The organism is Streptomyces sp. NPDC026206, assembly GCF_040638465.1.
Lineage (GTDB): Bacteria > Actinomycetota > Actinomycetes > Streptomycetales > Streptomycetaceae > Streptomyces.
The window spans coordinates 11,961-30,764 of the sequence record NZ_JBEZYL010000027.1 but is presented as its reverse complement, the minus strand read 5'-3'; the positions used below and the strand labels follow the sequence as shown (position 1 = coordinate 30,764).

The following is an 18,804-nucleotide window of genomic DNA, read 5'->3' as shown; positions in this document are numbered from 1 at the left end:
CCCTCAGCGCGGCCCGCGGTCGAGCACGATCACGGCCAGATCGTCCGTCAACTCGCCGCCGTTGAGCTCCCGGACCTCCGTGACGGCGGCCTCCAGCAGCTCCTCGCCGCTCAGGCCCTCCTTCACCTGGCGGGCAATCAGCTCGATCATGCCGTCCTGGCCCAGCCGCCGCGTCCCCGCACCGACCTTGCCCTCTATCAGGCCATCCGTGTACATCAACAGGCTCCAGGCATCGCCGAGTTCGACCTCGCGGTGCGGCCAGCGGGTGCACGGCAGCAGCCCCAGCGCCGGCCCCCCGTCGTCCTGCGGCAGCAGGACGGGAGGCTGCCCGGGGCGTACGAGCAGCGGGGCGGGGTGGCCGGCCAGGCGGACGGCCGCGGTGCGGCCGCCGGGGGCGATGTCGGCCGTGCACAGCGTCGCGAAGATCTCCTCGTGCGCCCGCTCGTGCTCCAGCACCTGCTGCAGCGTGACCAGCAGCTCGTCGCCGCACAGCCCGGCCAGCGTCAAGGCCCGCCATGCGATGCGCAGTTCGACGCCCAGGGCCGCCTCGTCCGGCCCATGGCCGCACACGTCGCCGATCATGGCGTGCACCGTGCCGTCCTCGGTGCGGACCGTGTCGTAGAAGTCCCCGCCCAGCAGGGCCCGGCTGCGCCCGGGGCGGTAGCGGGCGGCGAACCGCAGCGTCGAGCCGGCCAGCAGCGGGTGCGGCAGCAGGCCGCGCTCCAGGCGGGCGTTCTCCTGGGCGAGCAGCCGCGTCTCGGTGAGCTGCCGCTGCGCGAAGTCCGCGCGCTTGCGCTCGACGGCGTAGCGGATGGCCCGGCTGAGCACCCGCCCGTCGAGCTCGTCGCGGAAGAGGTAGTCCTGCGCCCCGACCCGTACCGCTTCGGCCGCCCGCTCCGCGTCCGCCTCGGCCGTCAGGGCGAGCACGGCGTGGTGCGGGGCGAGGCGCAGCACCTGGCGCAGCGTGTCCAGCTCGGCCGGGCCGCCGGGCGCCTTCCCGGGCGGGCAGTCCATGGCGGGCAGGGCGAGGTCGAGGAGGATGCACTGCACGTCGTCGGTGAGCAACCGTTCCGCCTCGGTGAGGTTGCGGGCGGTGCGGATGCGTACGGGCCGGCCGGCCGTACCGGTCATGTCGGCGATGTCCGGCCCGGACAGCGAACCGGCGGGGTCGTCCTCGATCAACAGCAGCGTCAGCCCGCCGTCGGGCAGCACGACGGGTGGTTCCGCCTGCCTCGGCGCGGGTACGGGCATCACTTCGTTTTCCTTCCCTCCCCCCGAGGGCGCGGCGCCTCGCCGAGGGGCGGGCACTGAGGGTGACCCTAGCGCCAGAGCCCGGGGGAGCGGAATGGTACGCAGCCACCCGCCTCTGTCATATGCCGTGGCCACAAGGGGGATTGGCGCCGGAAGGGCCACGAATGGGGGACCTCGCGATGACGAACATCACGTCGTACGGGCGTACGAACATACGCGCCGGATCCGCCCTATCCCGGGCGCACCACCCCGAGGATCGGCATCGTGCCGGCGCCCGCGAGCGTCACCTGGCGGCCCGGCCGGGGCGCGTGCACGATCGCTCCATCGCCCACGTACATCCCCACATGGCTGGCGTCGGAGAAGTAGATCACCAGGTCCCCGGCGCGCATGTCCTTGACGTCGACCTTCGGCAGCTGCCGCCACTGCTCCTGCGAGGTGCGCGGTATCGCCCGGCCGGCCGCCGCCCACGCCTTGAGCGTCAGGCCGGAGCAGTCGTACGTCTCCGGGCCCTCGGCGCCCCAGACGTAGTTCTTGCCGATCTGCGCGGTCGCGAAGCCGACGGCGCGCCTGCCGTCGCCGCTGGCGGCGGCCCCCTGCCCGGCCAGGCCCTTCGCGGCGCCGGTGGCCAGCCACGCCGTCTGTGCCAGGCGGGCCCGCTCCTCCTCCAGCTGCCGCAGCCGCTCCCGCTCCTTCTCCTCCGGGCGGGACTCGAGCTTCTTCGCGGCCTCCAGCCGCTCCTCGATCTCCTTCTTGGCGGCTTCCTTCTTCTTGCGCTCGCCGTCCAGCGTCTTCCAGCGCTCGTCCGCGGCCTTGGCGTACCCCTCCAGCTCCACGCGCGTGGCCTCGACCTGGGCCAGCAGCCCGCGGGTGGCCTGCTCGCCCTTGCGGGCGAGGGCGACGCCGTTGAGGAAGTTGTCGGGCGAGGCGCTGAAGAAGAGCTGGGTCTGCGGAGTGAGCCCGCCGCTGCGGTACTGCGCACGTGCCAGGGCACCGGTCTGGTCGCGGAGCCGGTCCATGCGCTGCCGCGCGGCGGTCACCTGGCGGGCGAGGTCCGCGATCGACTTCTCCTGCAGGCGCAGCTGCTCCCCCGCCGCGTTGTAGGCGTCGGTGGCGGCCTCGGCCTTGCGGTAGAGGGCCTCCACCTCCTTGTGCACGTCCTCGAGGCTGCGCGGGGCATCGGCGGGGGCGGTCCGCGAGGGCCCGGGGTCGGCGTGCGCCGTGCCGGTGGCGCTCAGCGCGCCGAGGACGGTGCTCACGAGCACGGTCGCGACGGCCAGCCGCTGCCGTCCGCGCGTCACCCCACCGCCGACGCCGTCGTTCCGCCTGACAGCACACCCCACAGGACACCTCCGCGACTTCGCCCCCATGCCTGACATACCGTCACGCCGGTCGGATGCTGTCATGCCCACCCGTAAATCAACAGAGACCTGCGTCACACTTCGACCGGAACCGGCCCCTTCCAGGGGGCCACCACCCTGACGGCCGAGGTTCACCCTCCGTTCACTCTGACCCATCGACCGCTTCACCTGATCTGCCTAATTTCAGCCGTGGAGGGTGCGGGCATCACCGCCCGAACGGCCCCGCCCGCACATCAGCGGAACAGCATCTCCAAACCTCTCGCACGCCGCCCCAGCGGCGGCTCCCGGAAGGAACACCACGAAAGTGAAGCTTCAGCGCACCAACCGGCTTCGCACCGTCGCCCTCGGCGCCATCGCCGTCTCCGGCGCCCTGGTCCTCACGGCGTGCGGCTCGGACGACAACAGCGGCAGCGGCTCCGGCGGCGGCAGCGGCTCGACGAAGGCCGCGGGCAACATCAAGTGCGAGGGCAAGGGGCAGCTGCTGGCCTCCGGCTCGTCCGCGCAGAAGAACGCCATGGACCTGTGGGTCAAGAACTTCATGGCGGCCTGCAAGGACATCCAGGTCAACTACAAGCCCACCGGTTCCGGCGCGGGCATCCAGGAGTTCCTCCAGGGCAAGACGGCCTTCGCGGGCTCCGACTCGGCGCTCAAGCCGGAGGAGGTCACCAAGTCCAAGGAGGTCGTCAAGGGCGGCCAGGGCGTCAGCCTGCCCCTGCTCGGCGGCCCGATCGCCATCGGCTACAAGGTCCCCGGCGTGGACAACCTGGTCCTGGACGCCGACACCCTCGCCAAGATCTTCGACTCGAAGATCGAGAAGTGGAACGACGAGGCGATCAAGAAGCTCAACCCGGACGCCAAGCTCCCGGACCTCAAGATCCAGGCGTTCCACCGCTCCGACGAGTCGGGCACCACCGACAACTTCACCAAGTACCTCAAGGCCACCGCCGACAAGTCCTGGCCCTACGCCCCCGCCAAGGCCTGGGCGGCCAAGGGCGGCCAGTCGGCCGACGGCTCGGCCGGGGTGTCCTCGCAGGTCAAGCAGACCCCGGGTGCCATCTCCTACTTCGAGCTTTCCTACGCCACCGCCAACAAGATCGACACGGTGAAGATCAATACCGGTGCGGCCGCCCCGGTCGAGGCCACCTCCGACAACGCCTCCAAGGCCATCGCCGAGGCGAAGATCACCGGCGCCGGCCAGGACCTCGCCCTCAAGCTCAACTACGGCACCAAGGCCGACGGCGCCTACCCGATCACGCTGGTGACGTACGAGGTCGTCGGCGACAAGGGCAACAAGGCCGAGACGCTCCCCGCGACCAAGTCCTTCCTGACCTACATCGCGAGCGAGGACGGCCAGTCGGTCCTCAAGGACCTCGGCTACGCCCCGCTGCCCGCCGAGATCGCCAAGAAGGTCCGCGAGAGCATCGCGAACCTCTCCTGACCCGCGTGCGGGTGCGCTCCGCGCCCGGACCGGCCGAGAGCCGCATCCCCGGGGCCGCCCCGGAGCCGGCCGGGAGAGCCCCGGGCCCGGCCCCGGAACCCGGCCCCGGAAGCGGCCCGGTCCCGGACGGGGCAGGACGTACACCCGCACACATCCGGTGCACCGCCGCGCCAGGAGGGGCGCCCGTGACAGGGCCCGCTCCGCAGACCGGAGAAACCCATGGACATAACCCCAGCCACAACAGCGACACCGCCACCTCAGCCCGGCGGTGCGTACCCGGCCCCCGCCGAACAGGCGAAGGCCGCCACCCGCCCCGGTGACCGGATCTTCCTCGCGCTCTCCCGCGGTTCCGGCATCCTGCTCCTGGTGATCATGGCCGCCATCGCGGTCTTCCTCACCATCCGGGCCACGAACGCCCTCTCGCACAACGAGGGCGACTTCTTCACCACCTTCGAGTGGCGCGCCAACGCCACCCCGCCGGTCTTCGGCATAGCCGTCCTGGCCTTCGGCACGGTCGTCAGCTCGCTGATCGCCATGGTCATCGCCGTGCCGGTCGCCATCGGCATCGCGCTGTTCATCTCGCACTACGCGCCGCGCCGGCTCGCCTCGCCGCTGTCGTACGTCATCGACCTGCTCGCCGCCGTCCCGTCCATCGTGTACGGCCTGTGGGGCGCCCTGTTCCTGGTGCCGCACCTCGGCGGGCTCTACAGCTGGCTGAACGACTACTTCGGCTGGACCGGCGTCCTCGAGTACCACGACGGCGCCGCCCGCTCGCTCTTCACCATCGGCATCCTGCTGGCGATCATGATTCTGCCGATCGTCACCAGCGTCAGCCGCGAGGTCTTCCTGCAGGCCCCGAAGATGCACGAGGAGGCCGCCCTCGCGCTCGGCGCGACCCGCTGGGAGGTCGTCCGGATGTCCGTCCTGCCCTTCGGCCGCTCCGGCATCATCAGCGCCTCCATGCTGGGTCTGGGCCGCGCGCTCGGCGAGACGATGGCCGTCGCCACCGTCCTCTCCCCCAGCTTCGAGATCGGCACCAGCCTGCTGGACCCGGGCGGCGGAACGTTCGCCCAGAACATCGCGAGCAGCTTCAAGGAGTCCGGCGAGATCGGCAAGGACGCCCTGATCGCCTCCGGCCTCGTCCTGTTCGTCCTGACCCTGCTGGTGAACGGCGCGGCCCGCCTGATCATCGCGCGCCGCAAGGAGTACGTGTGAGCGTCGCACGGGCGGCCACCGGGCCGCGGACGACAGTGACGGCGGCGCCTTCGCGCCGCACGGACGCGGAAGCGAACCGAAGGAGCGCGGCATGAGCCCCATGACCATGGACAAGCCGGCCGTCGCCGACCGCGCCCCCCGGCCCTCGTACAGCCTGCGCCGGCCCAGCCTGCCGCGCTGGACCGCGCCCGCCCTCGCGGCCGCCGCGGCCGCCGTCGGCGCCGGCACCGGCATCGGCGCCGGGCTGAGCAGCCGCATCCAGTGGGGTCTGATCGCGGCGATCGTCTTCGTCGCCGGGATGTACGCGCTCGCGGCCCGCGTCGAGGGCCGCAGGCAGGCCAAGGACCGCCTCGCCACCAGCCTGGTGTGGGTCTGCTTCCTGCTGGCCGTCGTCCCGCTGGTCTCCCTGATCCAGGAGACGGTCTCGCGCGGCGGCAAGGTCCTCGACGGCGGCTTCCTCGGCCACTCCATGGGCGGCGTCCTGTCCGTCCAGCCCGGCGGCGGCGTCTACCACGCCGTCATCGGCACGCTGGAGCAGGTCGGCATCGCCACCGCCATCGCGGCCCCCATCGGCCTGCTGACGGCGATCTACCTGGTCGAGTACGGGCGCGGCCGCCTCGCCAAGGCCGTCACCTTCTTCGTCGACGTCATGACGGGCATCCCGTCGATCGTCGCGGGTCTGTTCGTCCTCAGCTTCTGGATCCTGATGCTGGACAACGGCTACTCGGGCTTCGCCGGCTCGATGGCCCTGGCGATCCTGATGATGCCGGTGGTCGTCCGCTCCACGGAGGAGATGCTCAAGCTCGTGCCCAACGAGCTGCGCGAGGCCTCCCTGGCGCTGGGCGTGCCCAAGTGGCGCACGATCCTCAAGGTCGTCCTGCCGACCGCCATCGGCGGCATCGCCACCGGTGTGATGCTCGCGGTCGCCCGCATCGCCGGCGAGTCCGCCCCGGTCGTCCTGCTGGTCTTCGGCTCCCAGCTGATCAACAACAACCCCTTCGAGGGCGCCCAGTCCTCCCTGCCGTACTACATCTACGAGCAGTGGGCGGCCGGCAACGACGCCAGCTACGACCGCGCCTGGGCCGCGGCCCTGGTCCTCATCGCCTTCGTCATGATCCTGAACCTGGTGGCCCGCGGGATAGCCCGCTGGAAGGCCCCGAAGCACTGATGTGCGGCTCCGCCGCGCGGCCGGCCGCTGACGCGGTTGTCTCCCCGAAAGAAGTAGTGATCCCCATGGCCAAGCGAATCGACGTCAGCGGCCTCACCGCCTACTACGGCAACCACAAGGCCATCGAGGACATCTCGATGACCGTGGAGCCCCGCTCCGTGACCGCCTTCATCGGCCCGTCCGGCTGCGGCAAGTCCACCTTCCTGCGCACCCTCAACCGCATGCACGAGGTCACCCCCGGCGGCCGCGTCGAGGGCAAGGTGCTGCTGGACGCCGAGAACCTCTACGGCGCCGGCGTCGACCCCGTCTCCGTGCGCCGCACGGTCGGCATGGTCTTCCAGCGGCCGAACCCCTTCCCCACGATGTCCATCTACGAGAACGTCGCCGCCGGCGTCCGCCTCAACGGCGGCCGGATGCGCAAGGCGGACCTGGACACGATCGTCGAGAAGTCCCTCAAGGGCGCCAACCTCTGGAAGGAGGTCAAGGACCGCCTGAACAAGCCGGGCGCGGGCCTCTCCGGCGGTCAGCAGCAGCGCCTGTGCATCGCCCGGGCCATCGCGGTCGAACCCCAGGTCCTGCTGATGGACGAGCCCTGCTCGGCCCTCGACCCGATCTCCACGCTCGCCATCGAGGACCTGATCGGCGAGCTGAAGGAACAGTTCACGATCGTCATCGTGACCCACAACATGCAGCAGGCGGCCCGCGTCTCCGACCGCACCGCCTTCTTCAACCTGGCGGGCGTCGGCCGGCCGGGCAAGCTGGTCGAGATCGACGACACGGAGCGCATCTTCTCCAACCCCTCGGTCCAGGCCACGGAGGACTACATCTCGGGCCGCTTCGGATAGCAGCCCGCCACCGGCAGCCTTGCGACGCTGCTTGGCGGTGCCGCCGCAAGGCAAAGGGCCCGCCCCCTGTTCGTACCAGGGGGCGGGCCCGATCCGTTCAACGGATGAGATGCCAGGAGGTCACCCGAAGGCGAGGTTCACGATCCAGAAGCTGAACGCGGCGACGATCGCCGCGGCCGGCATGGTGATGAACCAGCCCATCACGATGTTCTTCGCGACACCCCACCGGACCGCACGCGAGCCCTTCGTGGAGCCCACGCCCATGATCGCGGAGGTGATGACGTGCGTCGTCGAGATCGGCGCGTGGAACATGAACGAGGCCGTGTACATCACGGAGGCGGCCGTCGTCTCGGCGGCGAAGCCCTGCGGGGGGTCCAGCTCGATGATGCGGCGCCCCAGCGTCCGCATGATCCGCCAGCCACCCGCGTAGGTACCGAGCGAGAGCGTGATCGCACAGGCGAGCTTGACCCACAGCGGGATCGCCGCGTCCTTGCCCTGCACATCACCGATGACCAGGGCCATCACCACGATGCCCATCGTCTTCTGGGCGTCCTGCAGACCGTGGCCGAGCGCCATGCCGGCGGCCGAGACCGTCTGGGCGATACGGAAACCGCGCTTGGCCTTGTGCGGGTTGGACCGGCGGAACATCCACATGATCGCGACCATCACCAGATAGCCGATGATCAGGCCGACGAACGGCGAGAGGAACATCGGGATGACGACCTTCTCGACGACGCCCGACCAGATGACGGTCGTGCCGCCCGCGAGCGCCGCGCCCACCATGCCGCCGAACAGGGCGTGCGAGGAGGACGAGGGCAGGCCGTAGTACCAGGTGATCAGGTTCCAGGCGATCGCACCGATCAGGGCCGCGAAGAGGATGCCCATCCCCTTGTCGCCCACCGGCGTCTCGATCAGGCCCTTGCTGACGGTCTTGGCGACGCCGCTGCCCAGGAAGGCACCGGCCAGGTTCATGACCGCCGCCATCGCCAGGGCCGCGCGCGGGGTCAGTGCCCGCGTGGAGACGGAGGTGGCGATGGCATTCGCGGAGTCGTGAAAGCCGTTCGTATAGGTGAATCCGAGCGCGACCCCGATGGTCACGACAAGCGCAAACGTATCCACCGGGGGTCAGGACTCCTTGACCGCGATGGTCTCGACCGTGTTCGCGACGTGCTCGAAAGCGTCGGCGGCCTCCTCCAGCACGTCCACGATCTGCTTGAGCTTGAGAACCTCGATGGCGTCGTACTTGCCGTTGAAGAGCTGAGCCAGGAGCTTGCGGTGAATCTGGTCGGCCTGGTTCTCCAGCCGGTTCACCTCGATCCAGTACTCGGTGAGGTTCGTCATGGTCCGCAGATTCGGCATCGCCTCGGCGGTCAGCTCAGCGGCCCGCGCCAGGACCTCGATCTGCTGCTCGACGCCCTTCGGCAATTCCTCGACCTGGTAGAGGACGACCAGGTCGACTGCCTCCTCCATGAAATCCATGATGTCGTCGAGCGAGGAGGCGAGGTTGTAGATGTCCTCGCGGTCGAACGGCGTGATGAAAGAGGAGTTCAGCTGGTGGAAGATCGCGTGCGTCGCGTCGTCCCCGGCGTGTTCCGCTGCTCGCATCCGCTCGGCGATCTCGGCACGGGCGGAGGTCTCCGCTCCGAGCAGTTCCATCAGGAGCTTGGAGCCCGTGACGATGTTGTCCGCGGAGGCGGCGAACATGTCGTAGAAGCTCGTCTCCCTGGGGGTCAGACGAAAGCGCACGTGGGATCCTCGGGGTGCAGCGGATTCGGTCTCGTTGATGCTAGGCGCATCATCCGGCCACAGCTAACTGGCATTCCCTCAGTGTCGCCCATCGGGCACAGTGCTCATGAAGCCGGTACGGGCCTCCGACAGTAAATTTCTGTACCATATACCCGGCAGGGGTATACGAATGGCGGACAGCCGGCACCCGGCCACTACCCGCGGCGACACCCCTGCCACGGCTGATGACCAGCGCCGAGGCGCCGGCAGGACGACGGAGGACGCCATGACGCCCACGGAAGCCACCGTGACCAGCACCACTGACCCGGCGCCCTGCCACGGCGACACCGCCGTTCAGGGGGGACAGTCCGGCCATCCGGGCCCGCACGGATACAGCCATCAGAAGGACCAGCACCTCAAGCGGCTGCGGCGGATCGAGGGGCAGATCCGCGGTCTGCAGCGCATGGTCGAAGAAGACGTCTACTGCATCGACATACTCACCCAGGTGTCGGCGAGCACGAAAGGCTTGCAGTCCTTCGCCCTCCAGCTGCTCCAGGAGCACCTGCGCCACTGCGTGGCGGACGCGGCGCTCAAGGGCGGCGCGGAGATCGACGCGAAGGTCGAGGAGGCCGGCGCGGCGATCGCGCGCCTGCTGCGGACGTAGCCCGTTTGTCGGGCAGTCGTTCCGCCGAGCCGGGGGCACCTGCCAGGGGTAGCCGGGGGAGGAAAACCAGCCACAGCCCGCACCCGGCTACTCAGGCCCCGGGCTCTCCCCCGGGCTCTCCGGCCCGGCCCCGTGCCGCGGCACCACCCGCAGGACCTCATCGATCCGGTCGAAGCTGAGGCGCTCCTCCACCGCACTGGATGCCGCGATCATCAAATCGCCGTAGAGCTCGATCTCGATGAGGGCCACGGGGTCCGGCCCACCGGACGAACCGCGTCGCGAAACCACGTGATTCGCCTCCTCGGGTCTGCTCGTCCACAGCTTTCCAGCGTAGTGATCGGTACACACTGCGCGCATGGCACAGAAGGACCATTTCCATGGCCAACTACGCCCTGCCGCGCTATTTCTGCGGCGAAGCGACGGTACCCGCATAGATTTCAGCCGGCGCCGGCAACGAGACGACCGGGCGGAATCCGAAGGAGAACAGCTCCACGGTCGATACCACCGACATGGGTGACGGCGGGGCCGAGGGAGCGGCCGTGGCCGCGGCGGCATCGGCCGCGGGCATCGACGCGGCCGCACCCGCCGCCGTCGTCACCGGCCGCCGGCTGTCCGCCGGCGTCCCCTGCGCCCCGGCGATCCGGTCCGCGACGCCGAAGCGGTAGCGCAGCATGCGTGGCCTGCCCCGCTCGTCGAGGTACGCGTCGAAGCCCACCGTCCCACTGGAGAACCCTTTCGCCGCCGCGTCCAGCGCCGCCCGGTCCCGCAGGGGCGCGGCCCGCGCCGCCCGGGAGAGGTCGATCGTCCCCCAGTAGTGCGTCACCCGGGTCCCGCCGATCCGCTCGTCCCCCGCGTACGCGACCTCGCGCGCGCCGCCCAGCAATTCGGCGGCGGCCAGCGGATCGGTGGCCCCACTCGTGAGGAGGTCGCCGTCCGCGAGCGCGCCCGTGTCGAGGCGTACCCACTTGTCGGCGGGGACACCCGCGCCACGGTTCTTCATGTACAGAGCGCCGGGCGCGAAGATCTCCGTGATCGGCCGGTGCCCGGCCGTCCCGGCGGCGCCCTCGGGCAGCATCACCGTCAGCCGCCCGACCGGCCGGGCGAAGTCGTAGACGCCCTTCCCCCGGATGGTCAGCCGTGTGCCGCCGCTGACGGTCTCCATGGACGTGCGGACCTGCGCACCGCCCGCCCGCGCCAGCGCGCCATGGACGTGCCGCACGGCGGCGAGCGCCCGGGCGGGGTCGGCGGCCGCCGGGCCGGCCGGCCCATGGACCTGCCGTACCTGGCTGCTCCCGCGGGCGTGCGCGGCACCGCCGCCCGGGACCTCGACGGCCTGCTGCTCGGCGCAGCCGGACACCACGAGCAGCCCGAGGGCAAGGCCGCCCGCCACCGCGCCGGCGACGACCGCGCCTTTGCGTCCGTGTCCTTGCACCGCCATGAACGTAAGCCCCCTGCCGCACGCTAGTGGAACCCGTTCTCTTCAACGACCGCCCCGGGGTCACCGTCACGGCCGGGTAGCGTGGTCCCGTGTCCGAACCAGCCTTCGCGCCGCCCGGCGCCGAACACACCACCAGCACGAACGAGCGGGGCTCGTTCTGTACGGCCCGCTGCACCTGCGGCTGGTACGGCCCGGCGCGCCGGGCCCGCTCGCTGGCCCGCGAGGATGCCGAGACCCACCTGACCGCGACGGCGGGCGGCGACGGGCTCCCGATCCCCGGACAGGCGTCGTCACCGCCGCACTGACCGGCCGCGGCACCAGTCGGCCGCGACCGGCTGGTGCGTGGGCTTTCGCGGCTGAGCGCGGTTTGCACGGCCACGCCCGGATGGCGCGGCCGTGCGTGCGGCTAGGCGGCGAGATCGCGGTCGTGATGGAACGGCTGCTGTCCGGCCACCGCCGGGTCGGCGCCGGTGGCCGGCACCACGGGCACGGGCGCGTCGGCCGAGCGTACGAGCCGGCCCGCCCGGGAGAGCGCGATCATCTGCGTGAGCGGGGTGAGCAGCATCATGGCGAGGGGCGCCAGGAGCAGCGCCACGGCCGTCCCGAGGGCGAGGCCGCCGACGACATCCGTCGGGTAGTGCACTCCCATGTAGACGCGGCAGAAGCCTTCGAGCAGCGCCAGACCGATACCGATGAACCCGTACTTCCGGTTTGCTACGAACAAACCTACGGCGAGTGCCATCGTCAGCGTCGCGTGGTCGCTGACGAACGAGAAGTCCCTCTTCCCGTTGACCAGCACGTCCAGCCCGGGGTGGTCCAGGAACGGCCGCGGCCGGCGGACGAACCCCCGGATGGGGATGTTGATGAGCAACGCGATCCCGGCCGCGATCGGGGCCCACAGCAGCGCCGCAACACCGGCGGGGGCGTCCGCGCTCCTGCGGACGCTCCACCAGGCGCAGAGCATGAGCACCGCGAGCCCGAGGATGATCCCGTACTCGCCGATGAACTCCATCGCCCGGTCCGCCCAGTTGGGCGCCGACCTGGCGATGCCGTTGATCTCGTAGAGCAGGCTGACGTCGGGGTTCGACTCACCCCCGGCCACCGGCATGGAGTCTCCCGTCACGAGTCCAGCCATCGCCCCGGCCCCTATCTGTCGCCCGTCGCTACGTCCAGCTACCGACCCCCGTGGTCCGTGCGCCGCAGCTTGCGGCGCTGCTTTGCCACTTCCATGGAACGCCCGGCTCCGGCCCGGCGTTCCACTCTCCACCCAATGATCACCAGGACGTTATCGAAGGGTGACCGATCCCCGCGGGCCAGGGTCCACCGTTCAGGCCCTGTTCGGCTTGGGGAGCGCCTTCGCGCCGTCCTCCGTCACCCGGGTCGCCCCGATGTAGTCCGGTTGCGAGTCGATCCTCTCGAACCGGATCACGGCCCCCGTACGCGGCGCATGGATCATGTACCCGCCCCCCACGTACAGCCCCACGTGGTGGATGGTGCGCGGATCCTTCAGGTCGTGCGCGAAGAAGACCAGGTCCCCCGGCAACAGTTCGCCCCGCCCGGGGTGCGCCCCGGCGTTCCACTGGTCGTTGGCCACGCGCGGCAACTCGATCCCGACCGAGGCGTACGCCGCCTTGGTCAGCCCCGAGCAGTCGAACCGCCCCTCGTCCTCCTTCCCGCCGTCACCACCCCACAGGTACGGGGTGCCGAGCTTCTCCTGCGCGAAGTAGATGGCTGCGGCGGCCGCCTGCGAGGGCGCGACCCTGCCGACGGGCCGGGCGAAGCTCTTCTCCAGGCTGCGAATGGACTTCACGTAGCCCTGGGTCTCGCTGATAGAGGGCACTCCGCCCGCCTTGATGACCCGGTACGGGCCGGCGTTGTACGCGGCGAGCATATTGTCCGTCAGATCGCCCGATACGCCCTTGACGTCCTTGGCCAACTGGCAGTCGTAGGAGGCGGCTGACGGAATGGCGTCGGCGGGGTCCCATACGTCACGCCTGCCGTCGCCGTTGCCGTCTATTCCCTGCGTCGACCACGTCTGGGGGATGAACTGCGCTATGCCGTGCGCGTCGGCGGGGCTCTTCGCCGTCGGGTCCCAGTTGCTCTCGGTGTAGAGCTGGGCGGCGAGGACCGCCGGGTTGAGGGCGGGGCAGAGATCGCCCCACTTCGCCACGAGCGCCTGGTACTGATCGGGCACGGCCCCCTTGGCCAGCCCGACCGTGCCCCTGCCGCCCGCGGCTGTGATGTTCCCGGCGGCCACGTACACCCCGACGACGAGCAGCCCGACGAAACTCAGGCACATCGCAATGCCGACACCCACGCCCACCCAGAACTTGCGCACGCGTCAACCTTCCCCCATGGGGGACCCGTTGCACTGGCGTTTCCGGAATATCGTGCGAGGCCTGCCCCTACCTCGCAACGAAGCCGTAGCAGGCGATGTTGGCGTACTCCTTCGGGCCCTTCACGTGCTGGAAGAGCACCGTCCAGTTCCCGGGGTCGTTCCCGACCGGGATGCCCGGCGCGTACGGCTTGCCCTGGAGGAACTGCTGGAAATCGTCGGGGTACGTCAGCTCGACGTACGGTGCGCCGAAGCTGGGCGTACCGCTCTTGAGAAGGTCCACCGGCTTGCTGGTATACCCCAGACTGAGGTTTGCCTGGGTCAGGCCCTCAAACGGCTTGCCGGTTTTCACATCGATCTCATGCGGAGGTTTGACGGCCACGGAGACGTAGTACGGCCTGCCGAGGGAGGGGTCGGCGTACTTGAAGCGGAACGAAATCTTCACCTTGCCGTTCATCTGCTTGCCGGCCGGGTTTTGGACGTTCACGAGAGATGCCTGCAGCTGTCCCTGTCCGGCGCGCTCCTCGGCCGGGAGGCTGCATGACCCACCGCCGTCGGGGGATCCTTGCGTGGGCGTCCAGAAGTCGCGCTCAGGGTTGGTCGCCTCGATGAAGGCGGGTTCCTTGCCGGGCTCGCCGGACGAAGCCCTGGACCCCGGAGGCGAGGCGGACACGGAAGGCTTCGCCTCCCCTTTGGCGAGCGCCTTGTCACCGCCGTCCCCGGAGTCGTCACCGAGCGACTGGACGGCGAGCGCCGCGACGACGCCGAGCGCGACGGACGCGGCGCCGACGCCCATCCACAGCTTCCTGGGCGAACGCCCGGCCGGCACCGCAGCCCCGTCCGGAGCCGGAGCAGTGGGCATCAGCGTCGGTACGTACCCGGGAGCGGGAGCCCGCTGAGGTACCGGCGGAACGACGGGGGTGCCGCCCACCCCGGTCAGCGCCTGATACACCGGATCGTCGACGAGCGCCGAGGTCACGGCGCACCGCATGATGACCTCGGCAGGAGCGGGCCGCTTCCCCGGCTCGCCCGCCACACAGGCCTCGATCAACCCCGCCAGCGCCGGCTCCACCCCGGCCACGTCCACTGCCCCGTGCACCACCCGATACGTCACCGACTCCGACGATCCCTCGCCGTAGGGCGGTCGTCCGGTCGCCGCGACGGCAAGGGTCGCGCCCAGCGCGAACACATCTGCCGCGGCGCTGACGTCGTTCCGGGTGATGATCTCGGGAGCCGTGTAACCGGGCGTTCCCGGCGCCGTGCCGGGCTGGGTGAGGGCGGTCTGCCCGGCGCCGCGCGCGATGCCGAAGTCGATGAGCTTGGGCCCGACGGCCGACAGAATGATGTTGTGCGGCTTCAAATCCCGGTGCAGCACCCCGTACCCGTGCACATGGGCCAGCGCCTCGGCGAGCGCGGCGAACAACCGCAGGCAGGTTCCGGCCGGGAGCGGCCCCCGCGCACGTATCGCCTCGACCAGGGTCGGCCCGGGAACGTACTCCGTGGCGAGCCAGTACGGCGGCGCTTGGAGCGAGGCGTCGATCAGATTCGCCGTGTACGCACTGCGCACGGCCCGCACGGTCTCCACTTCCCGACGGAACCGCGCCAGGGCCTCGGGAGACTCGGCGAAGTCCTCCCTGATGACCTTGATCGCCAACTGCCGCCCCCCGGGCGACCTCCCCAGATACACCTGCCCCATCCCCCCGGCTCCGATCCGGGCGAGAACGGTGTGCGAACCGATGCTTGCGGGGTCCTGCGGTCGTAGCGCTTCCACGAGGGGAGACTGTGCCACAGCCCATGCGACCTCATGGAACGTGAGTAGCATACTCACGACCCTCCGGCTCTGCACATGACAGAGTGTCACCAGACGTTACGTGTATGCACTCATGCGTCCGACTTCGGCACAGAAACGTTCCTGGGGAGGGGTAGGCACCACCATGTCTCGATGGGACATCAAGCCCGCCGGCTGTACGCGCGGTGGTCGGCCGGACCGCAGAGGTCGTCGGCAAGCTCGGTGACGAAGCCACGTCGTACGGCGTCCACGCGAAGTCCGCCGGCGGCCACGCCGGTGCCCTGGCGGGACCGTGCGACGGGAACCAGGGCTTGGTGGGCCTGGCCCTGGCCGCCTACACCCAGCACGCCACCCCGGAGCTCGTCTTCATCGCGGCAAGGGCGCAGAAATCGCTGCAGGGCGCGCTGGACGCGACGGCGGAGTACGAACAGGGCGACCTGGAAATGGCCGCGAACACGCAGCGAACCGCCAGCCAGGCCCCCACTCCGGAGGAGCTCGCGAGGGTTGCAAAGGGGGACAAGAAGTGAGCAGTTCCCCGATCGACCCGATGTTCATCCCCCATTTCACGGGCGACATCGGCGCCTTGGAGAAGGACATAGCGGCCCTGGCGAAGGACGCGTCCGACATCCGCACCACAGGCGCGGACACCCACTCCACCTTCCAGGGCCTGTCGTCCTGCTATGCCGCACCCGAGGCCGGGCAGCTGCTCGATTCGACCCTCCCGGTGCGCGACCGGGCGGACCACTTCGCGGATGGTCTGGAGAAGGTGAAGTCCGCGCTGTCCGAGTACGCGGCGGAGATCCGCCCGATCGTGAAGGAGCTGAACCGGCTCCGCGAGCAGGCTGCGGCGTTCCGCACGGAGATAGGCGACGGCGACGGCTGGCTCAAGGACCAGGGCAAGGTCGACCGGAACCAGCACCTCATCCAAGCGGTGGCGGTGGCTCAGGAGAAGTTCCACGCGGCCGAAGCCGCCGCGTTCAACAAGATTACCGGCCTGTTCGACAAGAGCCTCCGCCTCACGACGGACGACCGCACCCACAAGAAGGGGATGTACGGCTACAGGCCGAGCGACGCCGCGAAGGTCACCAAGACGCCGTGGGGCGTGGTCGAGGACCGCGAATACGACGGAATGGAGGCGGCCTGGCACGGGTAGCCGAGGAGGCCACCGGCGCCGTAAAAGGCTTCTTCGCGGGGAGGCCTCTCGACAGCTCGAACCACTGCCCGCCGGTCCCCTATCGTGAGCGCCGACGTTCATCCGAACATCCCATCCCGCGAGGAGGGCGGCACGTGCCCGAGCTCAACTGGATCCCGGCCACCGACGACGAGACGCTCACCGAGTACCTGGAGATCGCCTTCGGGGACGACGGCAATGTCTACATCCGGGAGAACATCAACCCCGACAAGGTCGTCGTGACCACCGACGCCAAGTGGGACGCCTTCGTTCTCGGCGTGAAGGCCGGGGAGTTCGACCATTTCGTCGAGGGCGTCGAGGGCTGACCGTCAGCCCCGGTCAATCATCGTCATCCTTCCCCCGCTTCTGCGGCTTCGGCGACTTCTGCGTTTTCTGCGGCTTCTTGTACTTGCTCGGTGACGGGGCAGCCGGCTTCGGCCGCACCGTTGCCTCCGCCGGGGCGGCACTCGGATCGGGAGCGGTGCTCGCTGCCGGGGCCGGCTGTGAGCCGCCGGTGCCGCTGTCCGACGCGAACAGGGAGGCGCCGAACACGGCCGCCGCCACAAAGGCCACCACCCCGGCGGCGGCCCCGAGCAGCACCTTCCTCTTCCGGTTCGGCGGGGGCACCGCCGCGTAAGTGGTCGTCCTTGCCTGCTGCCCGGCCGGCGGAGGCATCACCGGCGGGCGCGGGGGCACGGCGACCGGGGCCGCGACCGGCGCCTGCGGCAAAGCCGCCGACCTGACAGGCGATGGCAGCGGCTGAGGAGTGTCCCGCCAGGACGTGCCCGCGAAGAAGTCCGCCACCTCCTGCGCCGACGGCCGCTCCTCCGGCTGCTTGGACAGCATGCGCAACAGGCATGCCTCGAAGGCGTACGGCACCTCGCCGCGCTGCAGGCGCGGTGACTCGGGCGGGGTGTCGACATGCATGTAAAGCAACGTGGTCGGGCTTTCCGACCAGAAGGGCGGGCGGCCGACCAGCAGCTGGTACAGCACGCATCCCAGTGCGTACACGTCCGACTCCGGACCCGCCGTCCTGCCGAGCGCCCGTTCGGGAGCGAGATAGGTGCTCGTACCGACGATCTGGCCCGCTCGCGTCAGCCCGGCCGAGGTCTCGTCGACGAAGCGCGCGATGCCGAAGTCGCCGATCTTCAGGGCCCCGGTCGACGCGTCGACCATGAGGTTGCCGGGCTTCACGTCCCGGTGCACCACCCCCTGCCGGTGGGCGGCCGCCAGACCCGAACCCGTCTGTGCCGCCAGCTCGGCGACGCGCGCGACCGCGAGCCTGCCGTGCGCCGACAGCTCGGCGGCCAGACTCGGCCCCTGGACCAGCTCCATGACCAGGTAGAAGCGGCCCTCCCACTCGCCGAAGTCGTACACCGCGACAACCTGAGGATGATTCAGACGAGCCGCCGTCTGTGCCTCCAACCGGAACCGCATCGCCGCGGACTCGTCGCCGTCGTCGCCCAGCAGCAACTTCACGGCTACCTGACGGCCCAGCACTTCGTCGTGGCCCTGCCAGACTTCGCCCATTCCGCCACGGCCGAGCGGCTCCCCCAACCGGTAACGACCGGCAACCAGCACCCGTACCACCCTTGATCTGAACCCATGCGCCGATCAGGAAGAGTACCCACCGAACAGACTGTCGTTTGAACATCTCCGCGCCCCCCTGTCCCACCGAACATTGCTCGGCGTCCATACGCGTGATACACAGAGTCACCCTAGGACTCCCCGCTGACAATGGGGCTTCGCCGCAGGTCAGAGCGGTACTACCGGCCACCCATACGGGTTCCGACAAAAAATGCCGCCAAATCGACATGTGAGGGCGGCATCGTCGGCGAAGATAGGTCCCGACCTTTGCCGTGCGGCAAGGGGGAAACAACAACCCATAAGGGGCGGTGAGTTAGAAATGTTTTTGGCTGCCGGCAAGGGCGACATCAACCTCATCATTGGGGGAATCGCCCCGAAATGGGGTCCGTTCGGCCAACTCGGCCAGGAGGCCCGCGTGATGATCGAGGTCATCATGGCAGCAGCGATCCTTCTGTGCCTCGCGATCGCGATCTGGGGAGCGGCAAAGCAACGGATCGGCGCGACGGCGCTTCGCGACACCTTCAGCGCGGAACAGGGCAAGGGATTGATCGTCGCCGGGCTGACCGGTGTGTTCATCATCGGCTCACTCGGCACGCTGTTCACCATCGTCTACGGCATGGCGGTCTGAGCCGCCCCACGCGCCCCCTTCCGCCCCCGCCTGCCCCACCGCGCATCGCTCCCGCGCAGACCCCCTCGCCCCGATTACCCCCGCACCGAGGCTGCTACCTGATGCCCCCTCACTCCCCTTCGCCCTCCCCCCGGATTCCCTTCACACCGCTACCGTCATATACGGGCGGCAAGCCAGCCACAACGTATGAGG

The 18,804-nt window shown here is 69.9% G+C and carries 20 protein-coding genes; 10 read left to right on the top strand and 10 right to left on the bottom strand.

The window, feature by feature from the left end:
• Nucleotides 1-3: 3 nt before the first annotated feature.
• Together AB0F13_RS26310 and AB0F13_RS26305 are read right to left on the bottom strand one after the other, a co-directional pair.
• Nucleotides 4-1,251: a fused response regulator/phosphatase gene (locus AB0F13_RS26310; protein ID WP_362087173.1), complete on the bottom strand. Its 1,248-nt coding sequence runs from the start codon at nucleotides 1,249-1,251 to the stop codon at nucleotides 4-6.
• A gap of 230 nt (nucleotides 1,252-1,481) precedes the next feature.
• Nucleotides 1,482-2,591, bottom strand: coding sequence for a C40 family peptidase (locus AB0F13_RS26305; RefSeq protein ID WP_362087170.1), 1,110 nt, complete (start codon nucleotides 2,589-2,591; stop codon nucleotides 1,482-1,484).
• A gap of 322 nt (nucleotides 2,592-2,913) precedes the next feature.
• Between AB0F13_RS26305 and pstS the strand changes: the two genes are divergently transcribed.
• The 4 genes from pstS to pstB all read left to right on the top strand — a co-directional run bounded on the left by pstS (nucleotide 2,914) and on the right by pstB (nucleotide 7,275).
• Entirely contained in the window at nucleotides 2,914-4,047 is a 1,134-nt protein-coding gene (pstS, locus tag AB0F13_RS26300; protein ID WP_362087167.1) for a phosphate ABC transporter substrate-binding protein PstS, read from the top strand.
• 219 nt (nucleotides 4,048-4,266) lie between these two features.
• Nucleotides 4,267-5,262, top strand: coding sequence for a phosphate ABC transporter permease subunit PstC (gene pstC / locus AB0F13_RS26295; protein WP_362087164.1), 996 nt, complete (start codon nucleotides 4,267-4,269; stop codon nucleotides 5,260-5,262).
• A gap of 91 nt (nucleotides 5,263-5,353) precedes the next feature.
• The gene (pstA, locus tag AB0F13_RS26290) at nucleotides 5,354-6,430 is read left to right on the top strand and encodes a phosphate ABC transporter permease PstA (protein ID WP_362087162.1); all 1,077 of its coding nucleotides are present in this window, start codon (nucleotides 5,354-5,356) and stop codon (nucleotides 6,428-6,430) included.
• A 65-nt stretch (nucleotides 6,431-6,495) separates the two neighbouring features.
• Entirely contained in the window at nucleotides 6,496-7,275 is a 780-nt protein-coding gene (gene pstB, locus AB0F13_RS26285; protein ID WP_362087159.1) for a phosphate ABC transporter ATP-binding protein PstB, read from the top strand.
• Nucleotides 7,276-7,395: 120 nt separating this feature from the next.
• Here the strand turns inward: pstB and AB0F13_RS26280 are convergent, their stop codons facing one another.
• Together AB0F13_RS26280 and AB0F13_RS26275 are read right to left on the bottom strand one after the other, a co-directional pair.
• On the bottom strand, nucleotides 7,396-8,394 hold the full coding sequence (locus AB0F13_RS26280; RefSeq protein ID WP_362087156.1) for an inorganic phosphate transporter: 999 nt from the start codon (nucleotides 8,392-8,394) through the stop codon (nucleotides 7,396-7,398).
• A gap of 6 nt (nucleotides 8,395-8,400) precedes the next feature.
• A complete protein-coding gene (locus AB0F13_RS26275; RefSeq protein ID WP_362087153.1) occupies nucleotides 8,401-9,021 on the bottom strand; it encodes a DUF47 family protein in 621 nt (206 codons plus the stop codon).
• Between the two features lie 265 nt (nucleotides 9,022-9,286).
• Between AB0F13_RS26275 and AB0F13_RS26270 the strand changes: the two genes are divergently transcribed.
• Nucleotides 9,287-9,664 (top strand): metal-sensitive transcriptional regulator, encoded by a 378-nt coding sequence (locus tag AB0F13_RS26270; RefSeq protein WP_362087151.1) that lies wholly within the window; start codon nucleotides 9,287-9,289, stop codon nucleotides 9,662-9,664.
• 87 nt (nucleotides 9,665-9,751) lie between these two features.
• On the opposite strand, the gene AB0F13_RS26265 is transcribed toward AB0F13_RS26270, so the two are convergent.
• Together AB0F13_RS26265 and AB0F13_RS26260 are read right to left on the bottom strand one after the other, a co-directional pair.
• On the bottom strand, nucleotides 9,752-9,952 hold the full coding sequence (locus AB0F13_RS26265; RefSeq protein WP_362087148.1) for a hypothetical protein: 201 nt from the start codon (nucleotides 9,950-9,952) through the stop codon (nucleotides 9,752-9,754).
• Nucleotides 9,953-10,064: 112 nt separating this feature from the next.
• On the bottom strand, nucleotides 10,065-11,102 hold the full coding sequence (locus tag AB0F13_RS26260) for a hypothetical protein (protein ID WP_362087145.1): 1,038 nt from the start codon (nucleotides 11,100-11,102) through the stop codon (nucleotides 10,065-10,067).
• 89 nt (nucleotides 11,103-11,191) lie between these two features.
• Between AB0F13_RS26260 and AB0F13_RS26255 the strand changes: the two genes are divergently transcribed.
• On the top strand, nucleotides 11,192-11,407 hold the full coding sequence (locus AB0F13_RS26255; RefSeq protein WP_362087142.1) for a hypothetical protein: 216 nt from the start codon (nucleotides 11,192-11,194) through the stop codon (nucleotides 11,405-11,407).
• 101 nt (nucleotides 11,408-11,508) lie between these two features.
• On the opposite strand, the gene AB0F13_RS26250 is transcribed toward AB0F13_RS26255, so the two are convergent.
• The 3 genes from AB0F13_RS26250 to AB0F13_RS26240 form a co-directional block, all read right to left on the bottom strand.
• On the bottom strand, nucleotides 11,509-12,237 hold the full coding sequence (locus AB0F13_RS26250; RefSeq protein WP_362087139.1) for a phosphatase PAP2 family protein: 729 nt from the start codon (nucleotides 12,235-12,237) through the stop codon (nucleotides 11,509-11,511).
• A gap of 192 nt (nucleotides 12,238-12,429) precedes the next feature.
• Nucleotides 12,430-13,440 (bottom strand): bifunctional lytic transglycosylase/C40 family peptidase, encoded by a 1,011-nt coding sequence (locus tag AB0F13_RS26245; RefSeq protein WP_362087137.1) that lies wholly within the window; start codon nucleotides 13,438-13,440, stop codon nucleotides 12,430-12,432.
• Between the two features lie 67 nt (nucleotides 13,441-13,507).
• Entirely contained in the window at nucleotides 13,508-15,259 is a 1,752-nt protein-coding gene (locus AB0F13_RS26240) for a protein kinase (RefSeq protein ID WP_362087240.1), read from the bottom strand.
• Between the two features lie 152 nt (nucleotides 15,260-15,411).
• On the opposite strand from AB0F13_RS26240, the gene AB0F13_RS26235 reads away from it, so the two are divergent.
• The 3 genes from AB0F13_RS26235 (at nucleotide 15,412) to AB0F13_RS26225 (ending at nucleotide 16,723) form a co-directional block, all read left to right on the top strand.
• Nucleotides 15,412-15,753 carry a DUF6507 family protein gene (locus AB0F13_RS26235; protein WP_362087134.1) on the top strand — a complete coding sequence of 114 codons (342 nt, stop codon included), beginning with the start codon at nucleotides 15,412-15,414 and terminating at the stop codon, nucleotides 15,751-15,753.
• Complete coding sequence (locus tag AB0F13_RS26230) at nucleotides 15,750-16,379, top strand: hypothetical protein (RefSeq protein ID WP_362087131.1); 630 nt, start codon at nucleotides 15,750-15,752, stop codon at nucleotides 16,377-16,379. The genes AB0F13_RS26235 and AB0F13_RS26230 overlap by 4 nt, the downstream gene beginning before the upstream one ends.
• A 134-nt stretch (nucleotides 16,380-16,513) precedes the next feature.
• On the top strand, nucleotides 16,514-16,723 hold the full coding sequence (locus tag AB0F13_RS26225) for a DUF397 domain-containing protein (protein ID WP_362087128.1): 210 nt from the start codon (nucleotides 16,514-16,516) through the stop codon (nucleotides 16,721-16,723).
• Nucleotides 16,724-16,736: 13 nt separating this feature from the next.
• On the opposite strand, the gene AB0F13_RS26220 is transcribed toward AB0F13_RS26225, so the two are convergent.
• Nucleotides 16,737-17,978 carry a protein kinase gene (locus AB0F13_RS26220; RefSeq protein ID WP_362087125.1) on the bottom strand — a complete coding sequence of 414 codons (1,242 nt, stop codon included), beginning with the start codon at nucleotides 17,976-17,978 and terminating at the stop codon, nucleotides 16,737-16,739.
• A 325-nt stretch (nucleotides 17,979-18,303) separates the two neighbouring features.
• Here AB0F13_RS26220 and AB0F13_RS26215 point away from each other — a divergent pair, with 325 nt between their 5' ends.
• Nucleotides 18,304-18,612: a hypothetical protein gene (locus tag AB0F13_RS26215; protein WP_071965919.1), complete on the top strand. Its 309-nt coding sequence runs from the start codon at nucleotides 18,304-18,306 to the stop codon at nucleotides 18,610-18,612.
• Nucleotides 18,613-18,804: the final 192 nt, after the last annotated feature.